At 67.6% G+C, this 17,320-nt stretch carries 13 protein-coding genes; 3 read left to right on the forward strand and 10 right to left on the reverse strand.

Features of this window, described 5'->3' with window-relative positions; all coding sequences use genetic code 11:
• Positions 1-165: 165 nt before the first annotated feature.
• The 3 genes from BM252_RS31065 to BM252_RS16115 all read right to left on the reverse strand — a co-directional run bounded on the left by BM252_RS31065 (position 166) and on the right by BM252_RS16115 (position 2,427).
• Complete coding sequence (locus BM252_RS31065) at positions 166-618, reverse strand: type II toxin-antitoxin system RelE/ParE family toxin (RefSeq protein WP_093388694.1); 453 nt, start codon at positions 616-618, stop codon at positions 166-168.
• 203 nt (positions 619-821) lie between these two features.
• Positions 822-1,712: a cache domain-containing protein gene (locus tag BM252_RS16110; RefSeq protein ID WP_093388695.1), complete on the reverse strand. Its 891-nt coding sequence runs from the start codon at positions 1,710-1,712 to the stop codon at positions 822-824.
• Between the two features lie 334 nt (positions 1,713-2,046).
• Positions 2,047-2,427: a YajD family HNH nuclease gene (locus BM252_RS16115; protein ID WP_313872858.1), complete on the reverse strand. Its 381-nt coding sequence runs from the start codon at positions 2,425-2,427 to the stop codon at positions 2,047-2,049.
• Positions 2,428-2,849: 422 nt separating this feature from the next.
• Between BM252_RS16115 and BM252_RS16120 the strand changes: the two genes are divergently transcribed.
• On the forward strand, positions 2,850-5,582 hold the full coding sequence (locus BM252_RS16120) for a TonB-dependent receptor (protein WP_093388696.1): 2,733 nt from the start codon (positions 2,850-2,852) through the stop codon (positions 5,580-5,582).
• Between the two features lie 69 nt (positions 5,583-5,651).
• Here BM252_RS16120 and lnt read toward each other — a convergent pair whose 3' ends face one another.
• The 3 genes from lnt to BM252_RS16135 form a co-directional block, all read right to left on the reverse strand.
• Positions 5,652-8,120, reverse strand: a complete 2,469-nt coding sequence (lnt, locus tag BM252_RS16125) for an apolipoprotein N-acyltransferase (RefSeq protein ID WP_245774288.1) — start codon at positions 8,118-8,120, stop codon at positions 5,652-5,654.
• 19 nt (positions 8,121-8,139) lie between these two features.
• Positions 8,140-8,685 carry a hypothetical protein gene (locus BM252_RS16130; RefSeq protein WP_245774289.1) on the reverse strand — a complete coding sequence of 182 codons (546 nt, stop codon included), beginning with the start codon at positions 8,683-8,685 and terminating at the stop codon, positions 8,140-8,142.
• Between the two features lie 165 nt (positions 8,686-8,850).
• Positions 8,851-9,915, reverse strand: coding sequence for an SGNH/GDSL hydrolase family protein (locus BM252_RS16135; protein ID WP_245774290.1), 1,065 nt, complete (start codon positions 9,913-9,915; stop codon positions 8,851-8,853).
• 199 nt (positions 9,916-10,114) lie between these two features.
• Here BM252_RS16135 and BM252_RS30200 point away from each other — a divergent pair, with 199 nt between their 5' ends.
• Positions 10,115-10,327, forward strand: a complete 213-nt coding sequence (locus BM252_RS30200; RefSeq protein ID WP_139236535.1) for a hypothetical protein — start codon at positions 10,115-10,117, stop codon at positions 10,325-10,327.
• 79 nt (positions 10,328-10,406) lie between these two features.
• Here the strand turns inward: BM252_RS30200 and BM252_RS16140 are convergent, their stop codons facing one another.
• The 4 genes from BM252_RS16140 to BM252_RS16155 are packed head-to-tail and all read right to left on the reverse strand — an operon-like array spanning position 10,407 to position 14,416.
• A complete protein-coding gene (locus tag BM252_RS16140) occupies positions 10,407-11,375 on the reverse strand; it encodes an FAD:protein FMN transferase (protein WP_245774291.1) in 969 nt (322 codons plus the stop codon).
• The gene (locus tag BM252_RS16145; RefSeq protein WP_093388699.1) at positions 11,359-13,575 is read right to left on the reverse strand and encodes a PepSY domain-containing protein; all 2,217 of its coding nucleotides are present in this window, start codon (positions 13,573-13,575) and stop codon (positions 11,359-11,361) included. The genes BM252_RS16140 and BM252_RS16145 overlap by 17 nt, the downstream gene beginning before the upstream one ends.
• 11 nt (positions 13,576-13,586) lie before the next feature.
• Positions 13,587-14,057 carry a DUF2271 domain-containing protein gene (locus tag BM252_RS16150; RefSeq protein ID WP_093388700.1) on the reverse strand — a complete coding sequence of 157 codons (471 nt, stop codon included), beginning with the start codon at positions 14,055-14,057 and terminating at the stop codon, positions 13,587-13,589.
• A complete protein-coding gene (locus BM252_RS16155) occupies positions 14,054-14,416 on the reverse strand; it encodes a PepSY domain-containing protein (RefSeq protein WP_093388701.1) in 363 nt (120 codons plus the stop codon). Before BM252_RS16155 ends, BM252_RS16150 begins: the two co-directional genes overlap by 4 nt.
• Positions 14,417-14,694: 278 nt before the next feature.
• Between BM252_RS16155 and BM252_RS16160 the strand changes: the two genes are divergently transcribed.
• Complete coding sequence (locus BM252_RS16160) at positions 14,695-17,280, forward strand: bifunctional aconitate hydratase 2/2-methylisocitrate dehydratase (protein WP_093388702.1); 2,586 nt, start codon at positions 14,695-14,697, stop codon at positions 17,278-17,280.
• Positions 17,281-17,320: the final 40 nt, after the last annotated feature.

Consider the following 17,320-nt stretch of genomic DNA (forward strand, 5'->3'; position numbering starts at 1 on the left):
GAAACGTTGATGATGCGGGCGATTTCCCGCTTGGAGCGGCCGTGCTCGAAATGCAGCCGCAGGACTTCGTGGATTTTGCGCATGGATAACCTTTTATTGGTCAAGCAACCCTCCGGATAAAAATCCAGCAGGTTGCCACAGTTATCCCCTTGCCGATGGCCCTACTCAGGCCGCTTCAAACTGTCCAGTTTGGAGCGGAATCAGTGTCCAGTTTGCGCTGGACCAGGTGTCCAGTTTGCCGTGGAATGCGTGTCCAGTTTGCGCTGGACTAGGTGTCCAATTTGCCGTGGAATGGGTGTCCAGTTTGGCGTGGAATGGGTGTCCAGTTTGGCGTGGAAAACGCACCTTGGGAGAGAAATCTGTTCCTGGGTCACTCTTTTCTCGACCTGCAAGGAAGAAAATTGCTGATTTCTGCTGTTTTGCCACCAGCGAACGGGTCGAGCCACTCTTTCCTTGACCAGGTAAGGCAATTCGCTTTTTGCAAACACCTTGACCTAAGTCAGCTTCAAACTCGCCACGTTCAATCTCACGCGCAGCTTGGCAAAGCAGGTCGTCCGATATGACCTTCTTGGCCCATCGAGCGAATGTCTTTGTTTTGAACACTCTTTTTTTGCTCATTTGCTCCTTAAATGATAGCACGCAGTGCTATGATTTTTTGGCTTGGTGTAGGCACGTTACCTCAAAAATCTCAGTATGCGGCAACCGAAGGTAAAGGCAGCGGCGGGACGAAGGTACAGCATTTCGAGGCTATTTGGTGCCAATCCCGGCGCCTTTGGGCGAACGGCTTATTAACACCCTTGCTCAGGCAAGCGCCGGCGGCGTCACTTGCTGAAGTAGCCGACGCCCAGCAACACCTGGTCGACGCGCTGGATCAGCGAGTGCTTCTGTTCCACCGCGTTGGTGGCCGGGTTGCGCCAGACGAAGTCGACCACGCCGCTGCCTTTTTGCTGGGCCAGCTTGATCATCTCCTCGATCATCGGTTTGCCGGCGGCGTCGCGCAGGCCGCGCACCTCCATGCCGGCCAGCTGCGGCGAGTCGCCCGAGGCGCGGTAGGTGCCGTCGTCGATGCCGATGGCGAACACGTACAAGTCGTTGTGGGTGAAGCCGCCCTGCGGGCTGTTGAAGGCGGCGAAGGCGGCCTTGTCGCCGGACTTCTTCATGAAGGCGACCGCCTTGTCGAGCAGCTCCTGGGCCTCCTCGACCGAGCCGCGCGGCGTGTAGTAGCCGACGCAGACGATGTACTTGCCCACCTTGTGGTATTGGCTGAACTTGTTTTCGACGTGGTTGTTGACCCGGTTCAGCCAACGGTACTCGACGGTGCCGTTGGCGCTGGCCTTGGCCTGCGCCAACAGATCGCGGATCAGCGGCTTGCCGGCCGCGTCGCGCAGCTCGATCTCGTTCTTGCCGACCAGGCCCAGCTGGGCGCCGCCGTTGGCGTGCATGAAGCCGTCCAGCCCGACCACGAAGACGTAATACGGCCCCTGGACGAACGGTCCGCCGGCCTCGTTGAATTTGGCGAAGGCCTGTTCCGGGCCGTTCTTTTGCAGGTAGGCGACGGCGCGCTCGAGCAGGGCGCTGGCGCGCTTGGCTTGGGCCCGTTCGATGCTGCCGAGCTGGCTGGCCGCCGGGGCGTCGGCCGCGTGGGCGGCGGGCACGACGGACAAGGCCGCTGCGGCGGCCAGAATGCATGCACTGAGGCGATTTCGTTTCATGTTTGTTTCCAGGTCTAGGAGTGGGAGCCGCTTGCCTGGCGCCGTGCGCGCGCGTGGCGATGCGCGTGCGGAGGCAGGTGCTAGTGGTTAAGTAGCAAAATGCGGGCCATCCTTTTGTCGGCATGGCAAAGAGCGCAGGGGGCGGGGCGGGGCGGCGCGGCGGCCGGCGCGCGGGCGGCAAGGCGCGCCCGTGTGGGGGAGGGGCCGCCACTGGCGGCGCCCGGCGGCGCGGACCGGGTGGCGGTGCGCGCGCGGCAAAATCGTTCCATTCCGCAACAGTGTGTTGACGGATGGAGCAGCGCCAGTGTCGTGCGCTGCTGGCGGGCGGGGCGGCCTAGTCTTTTTTCTTGATCAGCCCGGCCAGCGCGGCGAAGGGGTTGTGCGTCGCCGGCTGCATGCTCTCGGCCAGCAGGCCGTGGCCACGGTCGGCCTCCAGATAGCGCGAGTGCTCGTTGTCGTGACAGTACAGGCACAGCAACTCCCAGTTGCTGCCGTCGGGCGGGTTGTTGTCGTGGTTGTGGTCGCGGTGGTGCACGGTCAGCTGTTGCACGTTGGCGCGGGTGAACTCGCGCGTGCAGCGGCCGCAAATCCAGGGATACATCTTCAGCGAGCGTTCGCGGTAGCCCAGTTCGCGCGTGTCCGCCGCGCGGCGGGCGTCGGCGACGATCTTGTCGAGCCGTGCGGCATCCGGTTTTTTTCCTTGAATCATGGCCATTCACTTTCCTTAAACGTTGTAACTTGTATCGGGCAGGGCGCAGCCGCGCGGCCCGGTGCAAGGCATGTCGGCCATTATAGTCCGGGGCGGAAGCGTCGCGCTGGTAAGACTTGCAACAAGCGCGAACGGACTCCCCGGCCTTGCCGCAGGGGGATTCTCTTTGTGGCGAGGAGTTTGCGCGGCAGAGTGCCTTCAACGGAACGCCGCAGCCGCTTGATCGGCGGGCTAGCCACGCCCGCTCGTGACTGTGCCGATTTCGTTCATTTCAGCCGCTGAAAGCGCCAAGACATCCTCAATCCAGCCAAGTAAGCTTCCTGACGCTCCGATACCCCTGCCGCTAGCAGGGCCGGAGCACACCGGCAGTTTCATTGTAGCGATCCCGCACTGTCGATGGGGGACGTCCTTACTTGGAGATAAGCATTATGTTTCAGGAAAAAATTTGCCTGCGCTGGGTGAAGTTGGCGCTGTCCCTGTTGGCGGCCCAGGCCGTGGCGCCGGTGCAGGCGCAGGAGCAGTTGGAGGCGGCCAAGCCGGCGGCCAGGATGGAGCGGGTGGAAATCACCGGCAGCAACATCAAGCGGATCGCCCAGGAGGGCGTCTCGCCGATGACCTTGATCAGCAAGGAGGACATCCAGCGCTCCGGCGCCACCTCGGTGCTCGATGTGTTGCGCAACCTGCCTTCGGTGGGCGGCAACGGCCGCGATTTCGGCGGCGGCAACGACTTCCGCAACGGTGCCAGCACGGCCACCCTGCGCGGCATGCCGACCCTGATCCTGTTGAACGGCAATCGCCTGCCGGTGTCCGGCTCGGACGACTCCAACGGCTTCACCTCGGTGGACTTGAACATGCTGCCGCTGGCGGCGATCGAGCGCATCGAGGTGCTCAAGGACGGCGCCTCGGCGATCTACGGCACCGACGCGGTGGGCGGCGTGATCAACTTCATCATGCGGCAGAACTACCAGGGCGTCGACCTGAACGCCAGCTACGGCGCCACCACGCTGGGCGGCGGCGACGTGCGCAAGCTGTCGGTGGCGGGCGGCTTCGGCGACCGCGCCACGCAGAAATTCAATCTGACCTACGCCGCGATGTATGAGGACACCAAGCGCATCAAGGGCACCGAGCGCGACTGGGCCAACCATATCGACTTCGGCGCGCGCGGCGGCCTGCAGTACGCCAACGTCTACGGCGCCCACGGCACCGACGCCGGCACGCTGTCGATCGGCGGCAACCGCTTCGCCGACCCGGAATGCTTGGCCGGCTCCAAGCTGCCCTATCCGAGCGGGGCCGAATGGTTCCCTTCGCCGACCCGCAACGGCTGCCTGTCGGCGACGGCGGAATTCACCGACCTGGTGAAACCCTCGCGCCGCCTGGGCGCGACGGCCGCGCTGAACTGGGACATCGCGCCGGAGCTGACCTTGTTCGCCAACGCCTTCTTTACCAGTTTCGACAAGCGCATCGTCGGCCAGTCGTCCTGGCTGCAGAACCGCGCGCGCAACAACCTGGTCATCCCGGCCTCGAACCCCTTCAACACCTACGGCAAGCCGGTGACGGTGCGGCGCGATTTTCCGGTCTACGAGGGCGGCATCAAGACCAAGGTCGACAACCTCTGGCTGCTCACCGGCCTGAAGGGCGAGCTGGGCGGCTGGGACTGGTCGGCGACGCTGTCGCACGGCGAGGAGTCGGGCCGCAGCGACACCCTGGGCGCCTACAAGTTGGAGGAGTTGAACAAGGCGGTCGACGAGGGCCGTTTCAATCCCTTCGGCGTCAACCGCAATTCGGACGCCTTGATCCGGGAGTTGTCGGGCGAGATGTATGTGAAGACCCGCAGCAAATCCGATTCCGTCAAAGCGCAGGCCTCGACGGAGTTCGGCGAGCTCCCTGGCGGCAAGATCGGCGTCTCGCTCGGCTCCGAGCTGCGCAGGAATTCGCTGGCCTACACGCCCTCGCAGGATTGGCAGCAGGGCTTGCTGGGGCAGTACGCCGTGCTGCCGCCGATCTCCGGCTCGGAAAGACTGTCGGCCGTGTACGCGGAGTTGAATTTGCCCTTGCTGAAGACGCTGGAGGCCCAGGCCGCCTTGCGCCACGATAAATACGAGCTGGCCGGCGGCACCACCAATCCCAAGCTCGGCCTGAAGTGGGCGCCGAGCAAGGCGCTCATGCTGCGCGCGAACTACAGCACCGGCATGGTCGCGCCGTCGCTGCCGCAGCGCTTCAGCGAAGGCCGCGACTCCTTCCTGCCGACCAAGGACCCGCACCGCTGCGTCGAGGGCGACGTGTATTTCGATTCTTACTGCACCCGTTACGTCAAGGCGTCCAACGTCGGCACCAAGCATCTGCAGCCGGAGAAATCGACCCAGTACAACCTCGGTTTCGTCATCGAGCCGCTCAAGGACCTGACCTTCGGCCTGAGCTACTACGACATCAAGTGGAAGAACAAGATCGATGTGCTCGACAACACGACGGTGCTCGACAACGAGGACGGCGCCTATCAAGCGCACGTGGTGCGCGACGCCGTCACGCCCGACGATATCGCGGCCTACGCGGCTCTGTCGGCGGCCGACCGGGCTCGCCTCGGGCCCTTGCGCGGCGAACTGGCCAACATCAAGACCGGCTGGGTGAACCGCTTCCAAACGCACACCTCCGGCGTCGACCTGGACGCGTCCTACACCTTCCGCAGCAACACGCTGGGCCGCATCAAGGTGTTTGGCGAAGCCAATTACACGCTGCGCTACGACACGGTGCTGTTGGCCGACAACGTCTACATCAACTGCGCCAACAACACCTCGTGCGACGCCGGCGAGTACGGCAAGCCGCGCCTGCTGGCCAACGTCGGGGTGAACTGGGACCGGGGGCCGTGGAGCGGCACCGGCATCGTCAAATACGTCGCCGGCACCAGGGTCGACCGCGCACCGTCGACCGTGCACAACCAGTGGTACGACTTCTATGCGAAGGGGGCGCGGATTCCCGCCATCGCCACCATGGACGCCTCGCTGGCCTATGCCGGTTTCAAGAACATGGTGGTGCGCGGCGGCGCCAACAATGTGTTCAACCGCGATCCGGCCTTCGATCCCGCGTCCTCGCTCGGCTACAACGACAACTGGGGCGATCCGCGTGGCCGCTATGTGTATGCCAGCCTGAACTACAGCTTCAAGTAGTCGGCGCCGAGCAGCGCGCCGCGCCGCCGCACTGTCCGGGCGGCGCGGCCGCCGGGCGCATCGCGGCGCCTACTTGCCGTAGAGGTTGAGCAGCAACCACGTCGGCAGGCCAAGGTACAGCGCGGCGCGGCCGACCCGTTCCAGCCAGCGGCGGATGTCGACGGTGCGCTTGGGCCGCAGCAGCGCCACCAGCAACGTTGCCGCTTCGATCGCCGCGCGCAGCAGCGCCGCGCTGAGCACAACGCCGATGGACCAGGCCGCCCACCACAGCACGAAGGCGCCGAGATAGGCCTTCAGGCCGTAGCTGTAGTATTCGCCGAACGCGCTGCCATAGGCGATATGCTGGTGCAGGTGGAAGGCCGGAATGGCGAGCGCGAGCGGGAACAGGACGAATTTGCTGAGCGGATGGTCGAGCTTCCAGCGGCGCAGCGCCTGGCGCGCCTGCGCATACGCGTACAGCATGGCGCCGCCGCGCGGCGCCAGCGGCGGGCCGCCGGCGCCGGCCATGGCGTCGGCCAGGGCGATGGGCCTGGCCAGCGCCAGTCCGTAGCGCCAGCGCCGGCCCGACGCCAGCCGCAGGGCCAGGCCGGGGCCGGGAACCGGCAGGCGCCACATGTCGAGCGCGCCGATGTCGCCCAAGGCCAGCTCGATGCGCTGGGCGCCACGGCTCAGCACCAGCTTGCCGTCGCTTATCGTGGCGCGCGCGGCGAAGGCGAGCAGCACGCACCACGCGGCGGCCTCGGGGGCAAGGAAGAGGCCGGCGAACAGGCGGATCTGCGCCAGCGTGTTGCTGCGCAGCGTATCGTCGCGCAGCAGCGCCAGGCACATGCCGAGCAGGCCGACGCGCGCCACGGCGCGCAACAGGCCGGCGGCGAGCCGCGCGGCGGGGGGCAGCAGCGCGACCTTGACGGGAAACACCATGGCGGGCTGGCTCGCCGCCGGCGCATGGCCGGCTTGCGGCCGCCGCGCGGCGAGGGCCGCCGCCGCCAGCAGCAGCAGGAAGGCGGCGGCGGCCGGTCCGACCCAGTCGCCCCAGCGCACCACCAGCGTCGGCGCGGGCCGGCGCAGCTCCAGGTCGGCGACCAGCAGCGCCGGTTCGCCCATGCCGGTGCCGGCGAGCACAGTGCCGCTGGCGTCGATCACGGCGCTGTAGCCGTTGGTGGTGACGCGAAACTGCGGCAGCCGTGTTTCGATGCTGCGGAAGGCCGCCGCCGCCTGGTGCAAGCGCGCGCCCTGGCGGTCGAGGCTGAACCAGGAGTCGTTGGACATGGTCAGGATGGCTTGCGCGCCCAGGCGGGCGCCGTCGATGGCCAGGCCGGCGTCGACATCGTCGAGGCAGATCATGGGCAGCACCGGGATCTCGCGGCCGTCGGCCAGGCGCAGGGGGAAGACGCGCGCGCCGTTGCCGGGGCGCCAGGCGCCGGTCCACGGCAGCAGGCGGCGCAACGCCGGCCGGTCGAGCCAGGCCGGCAGGTACTCGGTGAAGGGGAACAGCCGCGTCTTGCGGTAGAAACCCAGCAGGCCGCTGGCGGGCTGCACGAAGGCGGCGGCGTTGTATTCGCCGGCGCCGTCGCGGTCGTAGGTGCCGAAGACGAAGGGCACGCCGGCGGCGGTGACGTTGGCGAGGATCTCGCGATCGAATTCGGCGCCGGCCTCGCTCTTCGGCTGGCCGAAGGTGGTGGGGTAGGCGGTCTCCGACCACAGCACGGCGTCGGCGTGCTGCCGCACCACGGCGTCGTAGCTCATCGCGAAATGGCGGTCGAGCACCTCGCGCACGACGGCGTAGCCGCCGCGCAGGCGCCGCTGGCCCTCGTAGTCGACCATGTTGGCTTGGATGAGCCCCATGCGCAGCGGCTTGCCGCCGGACGCGGCGCCGGCGCCGCCGCCACCTGACAGCGCGGCCAGCCCGTAGCCCGCCAGCAGCAGGGGCGGCAGCGCGGCCAGCGCGAGCGGCTTGGCGACGGCGCGCCAGCCGTCGCCGCGCCGCGCCAGGGCCGCCGCGACGGCCTCGTTGGCCAGCAACAGCAGCAGCGTCAGGCCGGCGCCGGCGCCCACGTCGGCGCCCTGGCGCAGCAGCCGGGAGGGGTACAGGCCGTGGCCGAGCGTGTCGCCGAGCAGCCGGGGCAGCAGCCATTCGGCCGCCAGCCAGGCCGCCGCCGCCGCCAGCGCGCGCAGCAGCGGGCCGTGGCGGCGCCCGGCCAGATGGCGCGCCAGCGCGAAGGCGAGGAACTGCGGCTGGAACAGCGGCGCGGCGAGCAGCAGCACGGCCAGGCCGGCCGCTTCGCCGACCTGGGTGTAGCGCCCGAGCGCGCTGCCGAGCCAGGCGAAGACGGCCGCCGTGAAGGCGAGCGACATGGCGTAGGCGCAGGCCAGCGTGCCGGCCAGCGTGCGGCGGGCGTCCAGCGCGCGCAACCAGGGCACCAGCAGCACGAAGCCGAGCAGGTAGCCGAGTCCGCCACGGGCGTACAGGGCCGACATGGCCGCGCTGGCCAGAACGCCGACGGCGATGCCGGCTGTGGGATGGATGGCTTGCTTCAAGGTGGCTGCCTCGTCCTTGTCAACGGCCCGCGTTGGCCGTCGGCACCGGCGCGGGCAGGGTGATGCGCCGGATCGGCAGTCCGGGCGGGGCCAACTCCGGCGGCACGACGCGGTCGGCCGGCATGGCGATCGCTTGCTGGTCGGCGCCGACCAGTTGGAAGTCGGGGGCGAACATCAGGATGGCCTCGATGCGTTGGCCGTCGTCGGTCGCCTGGTGGTGGCGCACGTAGCCCTTCGGCAGGACGAAGTCCTCGGGCACCGCCAGGCCGATCAGCGGCGGCCGCGTGCCCGGCGGCGAAAACGCCCCCAGGCCGCTATGCACGCCGCGCTCGTGCAGGCGCTCGATCACCTCGGCCATGCTGGGGTTCTCGCCACGGGACAGATAGCTTTTCAGGTCGCGCGTCGGGTCGGCGTCGCCTTCCGGCGCGGGCGGCGGCGCGGCGGCGGCGTGCGGCGCAAGCGGGGCGGGCGGCGGCGCCGCCGTGGCCGCTGCCGCTGTGCCGGGCGCGGCCGGCGCGGCGGCGCCGGAGTCGGAGTCGGAGTCGGAGTCGGGGTCGGATGACATGGTTAGGAAGATCAGCAAGCCGGCAGCGGCAACGGCGAGCAGCAGCGCGAGGGCCAGATAGGCGGGGTTGGAGCGCCAAGCGCGACCGCCGCCGGCCGTATCGCTACGCTCCGGCGGCTGCTTGGTGGGTGGTGGCTTAGCCAAGGGGCGGGCGGGCTGCGGCCGTCAGGGCGCCGCCGCGTTGAAGATCGACACCGCCCAGCCCATGCGCTCGTGGCCGTACTGGTCCCAGATCGGGTTCTTGCCGTTGGCGAAAGAGCTGTAGCGCGCCGCGCCGTTGCCGCTGCTGCCGCCCCACAGGCCGGCGGTGACGGTGCTGCCGGTGTAGCTCGGGTGGGTGTCGTCGGACTGGATGTAGTCGTAGCTGCTGCTGGCCGAGACGAAATGGGTGTTGGCGTCGCGGATGGTCGAGCGCAGCGTCGAGCTGACCCGGTTCACATAGCTGGACTGGCTTTCGCCGGCGACATAGCGCAGCGCCTCGGCGTCGATCTTGCCGTCGCCGTTGGCGTCGTAGTCGGCGCCCATGTATTGGGCGAAGTTGTCCGCGCACATGAAGCCTTTTTGACGGGCGACGTCGCACATCATGTGGTTGATTCTGGCGATGGAGAGCAGGAACCTGTCTTGCATCTTGACGGTGGCGCCGCTCGACGGGTCCTTGCACGAGCTCTGCGTATTGTCGGCGGTATAGCCCGGGTAGTGCAGATTGGAGATCACCTTGGTCTTCACGCCGGCATAGGCGTTGGCGTTGATGTAGTCCATCGCCGCCGTCACATAGGTCTTGCAGCTGGCCTCGGCTGCGGTCAGCACGCTGTAGTCGCAGCTGCCTTCCTGGCTCTTGAAGGCGGTGCGGGCTTGCAGGCCGTCGTTGCCGCACATTTCGAAGGTGACCACGCGCGTGTTGCTGGCTTGCATGTACGAGCGCTCGGCGACGATCTTGTTGTTGTACACGTCGGAGGCGATCGCCCCGGACTTGGTGCGGCGCACGCTTTCGATGCCGGCGTTCCACTGCGCCGAGAGGTATTCCGCGTCGACCGTCGGCGCCGAGTATTTGGCCGCGCTGGTGACGGAGCCGTTGTAGCCGGCATAGATCGAATCGCCGTAGGCCACCACGCGGTATTTGCTGCTGGTGCCGGGCCGGTCGATGGTCCACGAGACGTTTTGGTTCAGGGTGCTGGCCGCCGCCTGCGCCCCCAGGGCGAGCAGTGCGAGCGCGGGCAGTAACTTGTGCAAAGAATTCCGAAAGCGAGTGTGCATAGCATGTCTCCGATCATCGATTTTCTAGGTGGCAGTTGTAGGTGATTTCTTCACTCACGCTATGACGCACAGGAACCTGGCCGCACAACGTGTGGTTGGCAAACAGTTCATGTTAGCAAAGCGACTAGTTGTTGTGTCCGCTTGGCCGCGGCTTGGCTCGCCAGGACAACAGAAAATGGCCAAGGAAGGATATTTTGTCGCGGCGCAGCCACAGCTGTCCGGCCACGCCCAAGCAAGTTCATCGGACACCGTGGCGGGACCGGGACTGTTCAGAACACGTGCCGCAAGCCCGCCATGCTCGGCGTGTCGGCATGTGGTGGTGCGCAGCTCCGGCACCGGCCACGCCATCGTCGACACGGGCGCGCTGAAGGTCATCATCGAGACCTGAGGCCGGGCCGGGCAGGTTTTTGCGGCGCGGCCGGCCTCGTTTCCGACCGGCCGGGGAGCGGGGGGGGGGGGGGGGACACTCAGGGCCGCAGCGCGTCCCCGCCGATCAATATCTCTTGGAACCCGGCGCCGTCGCGCAGCACGAACAGCGCGTCCATGCCCTTCTTCCTGGCCAGTGCGACACCGTCGATGGGGCCCAGCACCATCAACGCGGTGGCCCAGGCGTCGGCCTGCATGCAGGTGGGCGCCAGCACGGTAACGGCGGCAAGTTGGTTCGACAACGGCCGGCGTAGGGCCGGATGCATGGTGTGCGAATAGCGCACGCCGGCAACGTCGACCCAGCGGCGATAGTCGCCGGAGGTGGCGATCGCCGTGTCGTGCAGCTCCATCACGCCGGCCACCTCGCGGCTGCCGAAAACCGGCTTCTCGATCGCCACCGCCCATGCATCGCCGCCGGGCTTGGCCGCCCGCGCCCGCATTTCGCCGTCGATGCCGACCAGGTAGCTGGCGATGCCGTGGCCATCGAGGCAGTGCGCCAGCTGGTCGACGCCGTAGCCCTTGGCGATGGCCGACAGGTCGAGCGCGAGCGGGGCCCGCTTGCGCACCTGAAGACGCGCCATGTCCACTTCCAGCGCGTCGTCGGCCGGGCCGGCCGCGCCTTGCCGCAATGTCGCCAGTTGCGGCGACGGTGTGCGTTGCGCCGGGCCGAAGCCCCAGTCGTCCACCAGTTGGCCAAGCCCCATGTCGAAGGCGCCATTCGATTGGCGGCCGACGCGCAGTCCGGCATCCAACACATGCGCCAGCTCCGGCGGCACCGCCAGCCAGACATCTTCGGGGGCCGCGTTGAGGCGGCACAGGTCGGAGGCGGGGTTCCAGGTCGACATTTGCCGGTCGACCTTGTCCACGGCGGCGAACAGGCTGGCGTCGATGGCCGCCAGATCCACTTGACCGGGCGCGTAGAACACGGCGCTGTAGCGCGTCCCCATGGTCTCGCCGTTCAGGCTGTAGCGCCGCATGGGGGGCGATGGTGGCTCAGAATACGTCTTCACGATACCTTCCGTCGTCGCGCAGCGCCTGCACGGTCAAGTTGAGCGGGGCGAGAATCTGGTCCAGGGCTTGTCTGACGCTGTCGGCCATCGCGCGGCTGCCGCACACCAGCACCTGGCCGTCGTCTTCGATCAACCGGCGCATGTTGTCGGCATCCTCGCTCAAGCGGTTCTGCACGTGGACGCCGTCCTTTATCCGCGAGAAGGCGGTGTGCAGCTGGGTCAGCCGGCGGTCGGCCAGATAGTCGCGCAGTTCCGGTTCGTACAGGAAGTCGGAGTCCGGATCGCGGCCGCCCCAGTACAGGTACATCGGATGTTTGCCGCTGTTGTTGCGGATGAAGCCGGCGAGCGGTCCGATCCCCGTGCCGGCGCCGATCAGGATGACCGGCGCCTTGCCGGAGGTCGGGCGGAAGCGGGGATTGGGCTGGATGAAGGCCTCGACGCGGTCGCCCGGCCGCAGTCCGTGCAGGTAGCTCGAACACAGGCCCGCCGGCTGCTTGCGCACGCAAATTTCCAGCACGCCGTCGTTGGAGCCGCTCGCCAGAGAATAGAAACGCGGCATCGGACTGCCGGGCGCGATGATGCCGGCCAGGTCGCCGGCTTCGAAGCGGGGCAGGCGCCGCCGCGCCAGCAGGCCGTCCAGCCATCCCGGCGCCGGCGCCGGCGCGGCGACAAAACGCAGCACCACGGTGGGTTCCTGCTGCTCGCGGCCGTAGTCGACGCGTTCGCGCAGTTGCAGGGCGGTGGTGGCGGGATGGGCCGGCGCGTGTTCGAGCACCAGCGGGTGGCCGAGCAGGGCGCCGACGGCTGTGCCCCAGCGGGCGAACTCCTGCGTCGATTGGCGGTCGATCGTCGCCGGGGCGCACAGCCGGCGCCAGCCGCGCGCAGCCAGCGCCGCGTCGACATCCAGGGCGAACTGGCAGAACTGGGGGAACTGGCGGTCGCCGAAGCCGAGCACGGCGAAGCTGGCGGCCGGGTTGGGGGCGGCGGCGGCGAGACGGGCGAGGAATTGGCTGGCCGAGGCGGGCGCGTCGCCGTCGCCATAGGTCGCCGTCAACAGGAACAGGTGGCGCGCCGCGCCGTGCCGCGACGAGAACTGGTTCATCGGCGCCGTGTGCACCCGCCGCCCGGCCGTCGTCAGGGCGTCGTGCAGCGCCCGCGCGAAGCCCCAGGTGCTGTTGTTTTCGCTGCCGACCAGGATCACCGTGTCGGCCGCGCGCAGCGGGGCGTTGCCGGCGATGCGTGGCTTGGCGCGCCGCCGCTGCCACCAGACCGTCGCGCCGGTCGCCGCCAGCCAGGGCGCGCCGAGCGCGCTCAGGCCGAGCAGGAGGCCGAGCCACCACATGCCTTCGCCGGTGTGGAGTTGATAGACGAGTTCATAGACTTCGCGCGCGCCGCTGTGGGCGCGATAGGCCAGCAGGGCGCCGCTGGACTGGTCGACATAGGCGTCGCCGCGCGCGGTGCGCAAGGTGTAGACGGCGGAACGGTCGCCGGGCAGCGGGAACACCAGTTCGCGCAGGTCGGCCAGCTCGGTGGCCAGCAGCGCCGGCAGGCGGGCGGCCGGCAGCGGCGCGCCGCCGGAGGTGGTGGCGGGGAAGTCGGGCTCGTCGCGCGTGCCGTCGGGAACGAGGGCGAAGGTCGCCGCCGACATATAGCTGCCGGTCAAGGCCGACAACAGCAGCCCGGCGGCGGCGAGGCGGGCGACCGCGGCGTGCCAGCGCTGGCTGCGGCTGCCGTGCAGCGGGCGCGCCAGGCGGCGCCAGCCACCAACCCGTTTGAGCAGCAAGGCGATGCCGGAGGCGGACAGCAGCAGCATCGTCAGCGCCGTCAGGCCGGTGGCGGCGCTGCCGGCCGTGTCGAGGAACAGGGAGCGGTGCAGCTCCTTGACCCAGCGCGAGAAGGCCGACGGCGCGTACGGCGCCAGCCCCGCGCCGCTAGCCGGATCGACCCGCGCGGCGCCCGACACCTCACCCGAGCTGTAGTAGACGATGATCGCGCCGGACGGCGTGCGCTGGATCTGTTCGGCCCCCGGGTAGTGGCGCGCCACGCGGCCGGCCAGTTCGGCGACGCTGAGGCCGGCCGGCAGGCTGGTGCCGAGCCGCTCGAGCGCGGGGTCGACGGACAAGACGGCGCCGGTCAAGCCCACCAGCGCGACCAGCAGGGCGCTGACCAGGCCGGGGAGCGAATGGAGCCGTCGCAACATGCTGGCGGCGCTTACATGTCGTAGGTGAAGGACTTGACGTAGCCGCGCCCGCCGACCGGCTTGCCGGCGCCCTGTTTGCCCAGCGGCGCGCGGGCATCGGCGGGATTGTCGCGGCCGTCCTCGACCGCGCTGTCGACGCGGATTTCATAGCCGGCGTCGATCAGGGTGTCGGCCAGCTCGACCGTCACCTTGAGCGTCTTGCCGCTGCCCACGCTGGCGCCGCTGATCCCGTCGAACTCGCGGGCATTGAGTCCGCTGCCGCGCGCCCAGTCGCTCAGGTGTTTGTAATACTTCGCCTTCTTGCCGGCGACCCAGAGTGTCTTTGTGTATTTGCCGGCCGCGTCGGTGACATAGAACGCCAGGTAGGCGCCGTTGCCGGCGTAGTTTTTCAGCTGGGTGGTGAGCACCACCGGGCGCGCCTGGACCAGGCCGGGCAGCGCCAGGGCACCCGCCAGGCAGGCGTAGGCCGTCATGTGTTTCATTGAATTTCTCCTCTGGATGTTGGCCCCGTGCGGCGGCGCAGCGGCCCCGCCGGCAGCGGGCCGAGATAGTCCGACGCGTCGCCGGTCTCGCCGAAGTCCACCGCCAGGCTGCGCATGCGCAGCGAGGCCGGCGCGTACTTGGCTTTGATCTTGTTGCCGTTGCGGTCGATCCCGCGCAGCTCGTAGCAGCCGTCGTCGATCTTGATGCGCTGGACCGTCCAGCCGCGCTGTTCGGCTTCGCGCTGCAAGAGTTCGCGCGGTTTCCAGTCGGAAACCGGGTCCGTGCAATCGACCTCGGAGAACGCCGCGCCGCTGGCGGCAAGGGCGGCCAGGGCAAAGTACGTGCGAATGGGGGGCATCGCTTACTCCTCGGTGGGGTTGCTTCATGCTAGCGGCCGATACTGACGCCAGCCTTACGCGCCAGGCCGTCAGCGGTTATTTCCACAGATTACTCTTATGTCATATAGAAGACTTGAGCCGATCGGTGGTATTATCCGTACTGTCGCATTGACCTCTGGCGGTGTCGTTAATTAGTTTGTTGAAAAAACGACAGGATCAGGAGGGTAGGGGTGCCGTAGACAGGCACCCCGGCACGAATGCGGGCCGAACCTTAAACCACCTACATGTGAGAGTAGCCATGCTCCAAGAATATCGCCAACACGTCGCCGAACGCGCAGCCCTCGGTATCCCCGCGCTGCCTTTGTCCGCCCAACAAACCGAACAGCTGGTCGCCCTGCTGAAGAACCCGCCTGAAGGCGAGGGCGCGTTCCTGGTCGATCTGTTGACCTACCGCGTTTCCGCCGGTGTCGACGACGCCGCCAAGGTCAAGGCCGAGTTCCTGGACCTGGTCGCCAAGGGCAAGATCGCCTGCGCGCTGGTCTCGCGCGCCAGCGCCACCCACCTGTTGGGCACCATGCTGGGCGGCTTCAACGTCAAGCCGATGATCGACCTGCTGGCCGACGCCGAAGTCGGCGCCGTCGCCGCCGAAGGCTTGAAGAAGACCCTGCTGGTGTTCGACTTCTTCCACGACGTCAAGGAACTGGCCGACAAGGGCAACGCCAACGCCAAGGGCGTGTTGCAATCGTGGGCCGACGCAGAGTGGTTCACCTCGCGTCCGGAAGTACCGCAAAGCCAGACCCTGACCGTGTTCAAGGTCACCGGCGAAACCAACACCGACGATCTGTCGCCGGCACCCGACGCCACCACCCGTCCGGACATCCCGCTGCACGCCCTGGCGATGCTGAAAAACCCGCGTCCAGGCATCGAAGCTGACGAGCCGGGCAAGGTCGGTCCGATCAAACAACTGGAAGCGCTGCGCGCCAAGGGCCACCTGATCGCCTACGTCGGCGACGTGGTCGGCACCGGTTCCTCGCGCAAGTCGGCCACCAACTCCGTGTTGTGGTTCACCGGCGAGGACATTCCTTTCATCCCGAACAAGCGTTTCGGCGGCTTCTGCCTGGGCAACAAGATCGCGCCGATCTTCTACAACACGATGGAGGACGCCGGCGCGCTGCCGATCGAACTCGACGTGAACCAGATGAACATGGGCGACGTGATCGAACTGCGTCCATACGAAGGCAAGGCGCTGAAGGATGGCGTGGTCATTTCCGAATTCACCGTCAAGTCCGACGTGATCTTCGACGAAGTGCGCGCCGGCGGCCGGATTCCGCTGATCATCGGCCGTGGCCTGACCAGCAAGGCGCGCGAAGCGCTGGGTCTGCCGCCATCGACCCTGTTCCGCCTGCCGACCAACGTCGCCGCCTCGACCAAGGGCTTCACCCTGGCGCAGAAGATGGTCGGCCGCGCCTGCGGTCTGCCTGAAGGCCAGGGCGTGCGTCCGGGCACCTACTGCGAACCGAAGATGACCACCGTCGGCTCGCAGGACACCACCGGCCCGATGACCCGCGACGAGCTGAAGGATCTGGCTTGCCTGGGCTTCTCGGCCGACATGGTGATGCAGTCGTTCTGCCACACCGCCGCCTATCCGAAGAAGGTCGACGTCATCACCCACCAGACCCTGCCGCGCTTCATCTCGACCCGTGGCGGCGTCTCGCTGCGTCCGGGCGACGGCGTGATCCACTCCTGGCTGAACCGTCTGCTGCTGCCCGACACCGTCGGCACCGGCGGCGACTCGCACACCCGCTTCCCGATCGGCATCTCGTTCCCGGCCGGTTCCGGCCTGGTCGCCTTCGCCGCCGCCACCGGCGTGATGCCGCTGGACATGCCGGAATCGATCCTGGTGCGCTTCAAGGGCACCATGCAGCCGGGCGTCACGCTGCGCGACCTGGTCAACGCGATTCCGCTGTACGCCATCCGCCAGGGTCTGCTGACGGTCGAGAAACAGGGCAAGAAGAACGTGTTCTCCGGCCGCATCCTGGAAATCGAAGGCCTGCCGAACCTGAAGGTCGAACAAGCCTTCGAGCTGTCCGACGCCTCGGCCGAGCGCTCCGCCGCCGGTTGCACGGTGCACCTGGACAAGGCGCCGATCATCGAATACATGACCTCGAACATCACGCTGATGAAGTGGATGATCGCCAACGGCTACGAAGACAAACGCACCCTGGCGCGCCGCATCGCCGCGATGGAAGCCTGGCTGGCCGATCCTAAGCTGCTGGCGCCGGATGCCGACGCGGAGTACGCCACCGTCATCGAAATCGACCTGGCCGACATCCACGAGCCTATCGTCGCCTGCCCGAACGATCCGGACGACGTCAAGATGCTGTCCGAAGTGGCCGGCGCGAAAATCGACGAAGTCTTCGTCGGTTCGTGCATGACCAACATCGGCCACTTCCGCGCCGCCTCGACACTGCTCGAAGGCAAGACCGACATTCCGGTCCGCCTGTGGATCGCGCCGCCGACCAAGATGGACCAGCAGCAGTTGATGGCCGAAGGCCACTACGGCACGCTGGGCCGCACCGGCGCGCGCATGGAGCTGCCGGGCTGCTCGCTGTGCATGGGCAACCAGGCGCAGGTGCGCAAGGGTTCGACCGCGATGTCGACCTCGACCCGCAACTTCCCCAACCGTCTGGGTCTGGACACCCAGGTCTACCTCGGCTCGGCCGAGTTGGCCTCGGTCTGCGCGATGCTGGGTCGTATTCCGACCAAGGAAGAGTACATGGCCAACATCGGCACGCTGGACAAGAACGCCGCCGACGTCTACCGCTACATGAATTTCGACAAGATCAAGGAATTCAGCGACGTCGCCGACACCGTCAGCTTGTAATTGAAGGCGCCGGCGCGTTAGCGTCGTCGCGCCTCGCCTG

The sequence above is a fragment of the Rugamonas rubra genome (genome assembly GCF_900114705.1).
Classification (GTDB): Bacteria; Pseudomonadota; Gammaproteobacteria; order Burkholderiales; family Burkholderiaceae_D; genus Rugamonas; species Rugamonas rubra.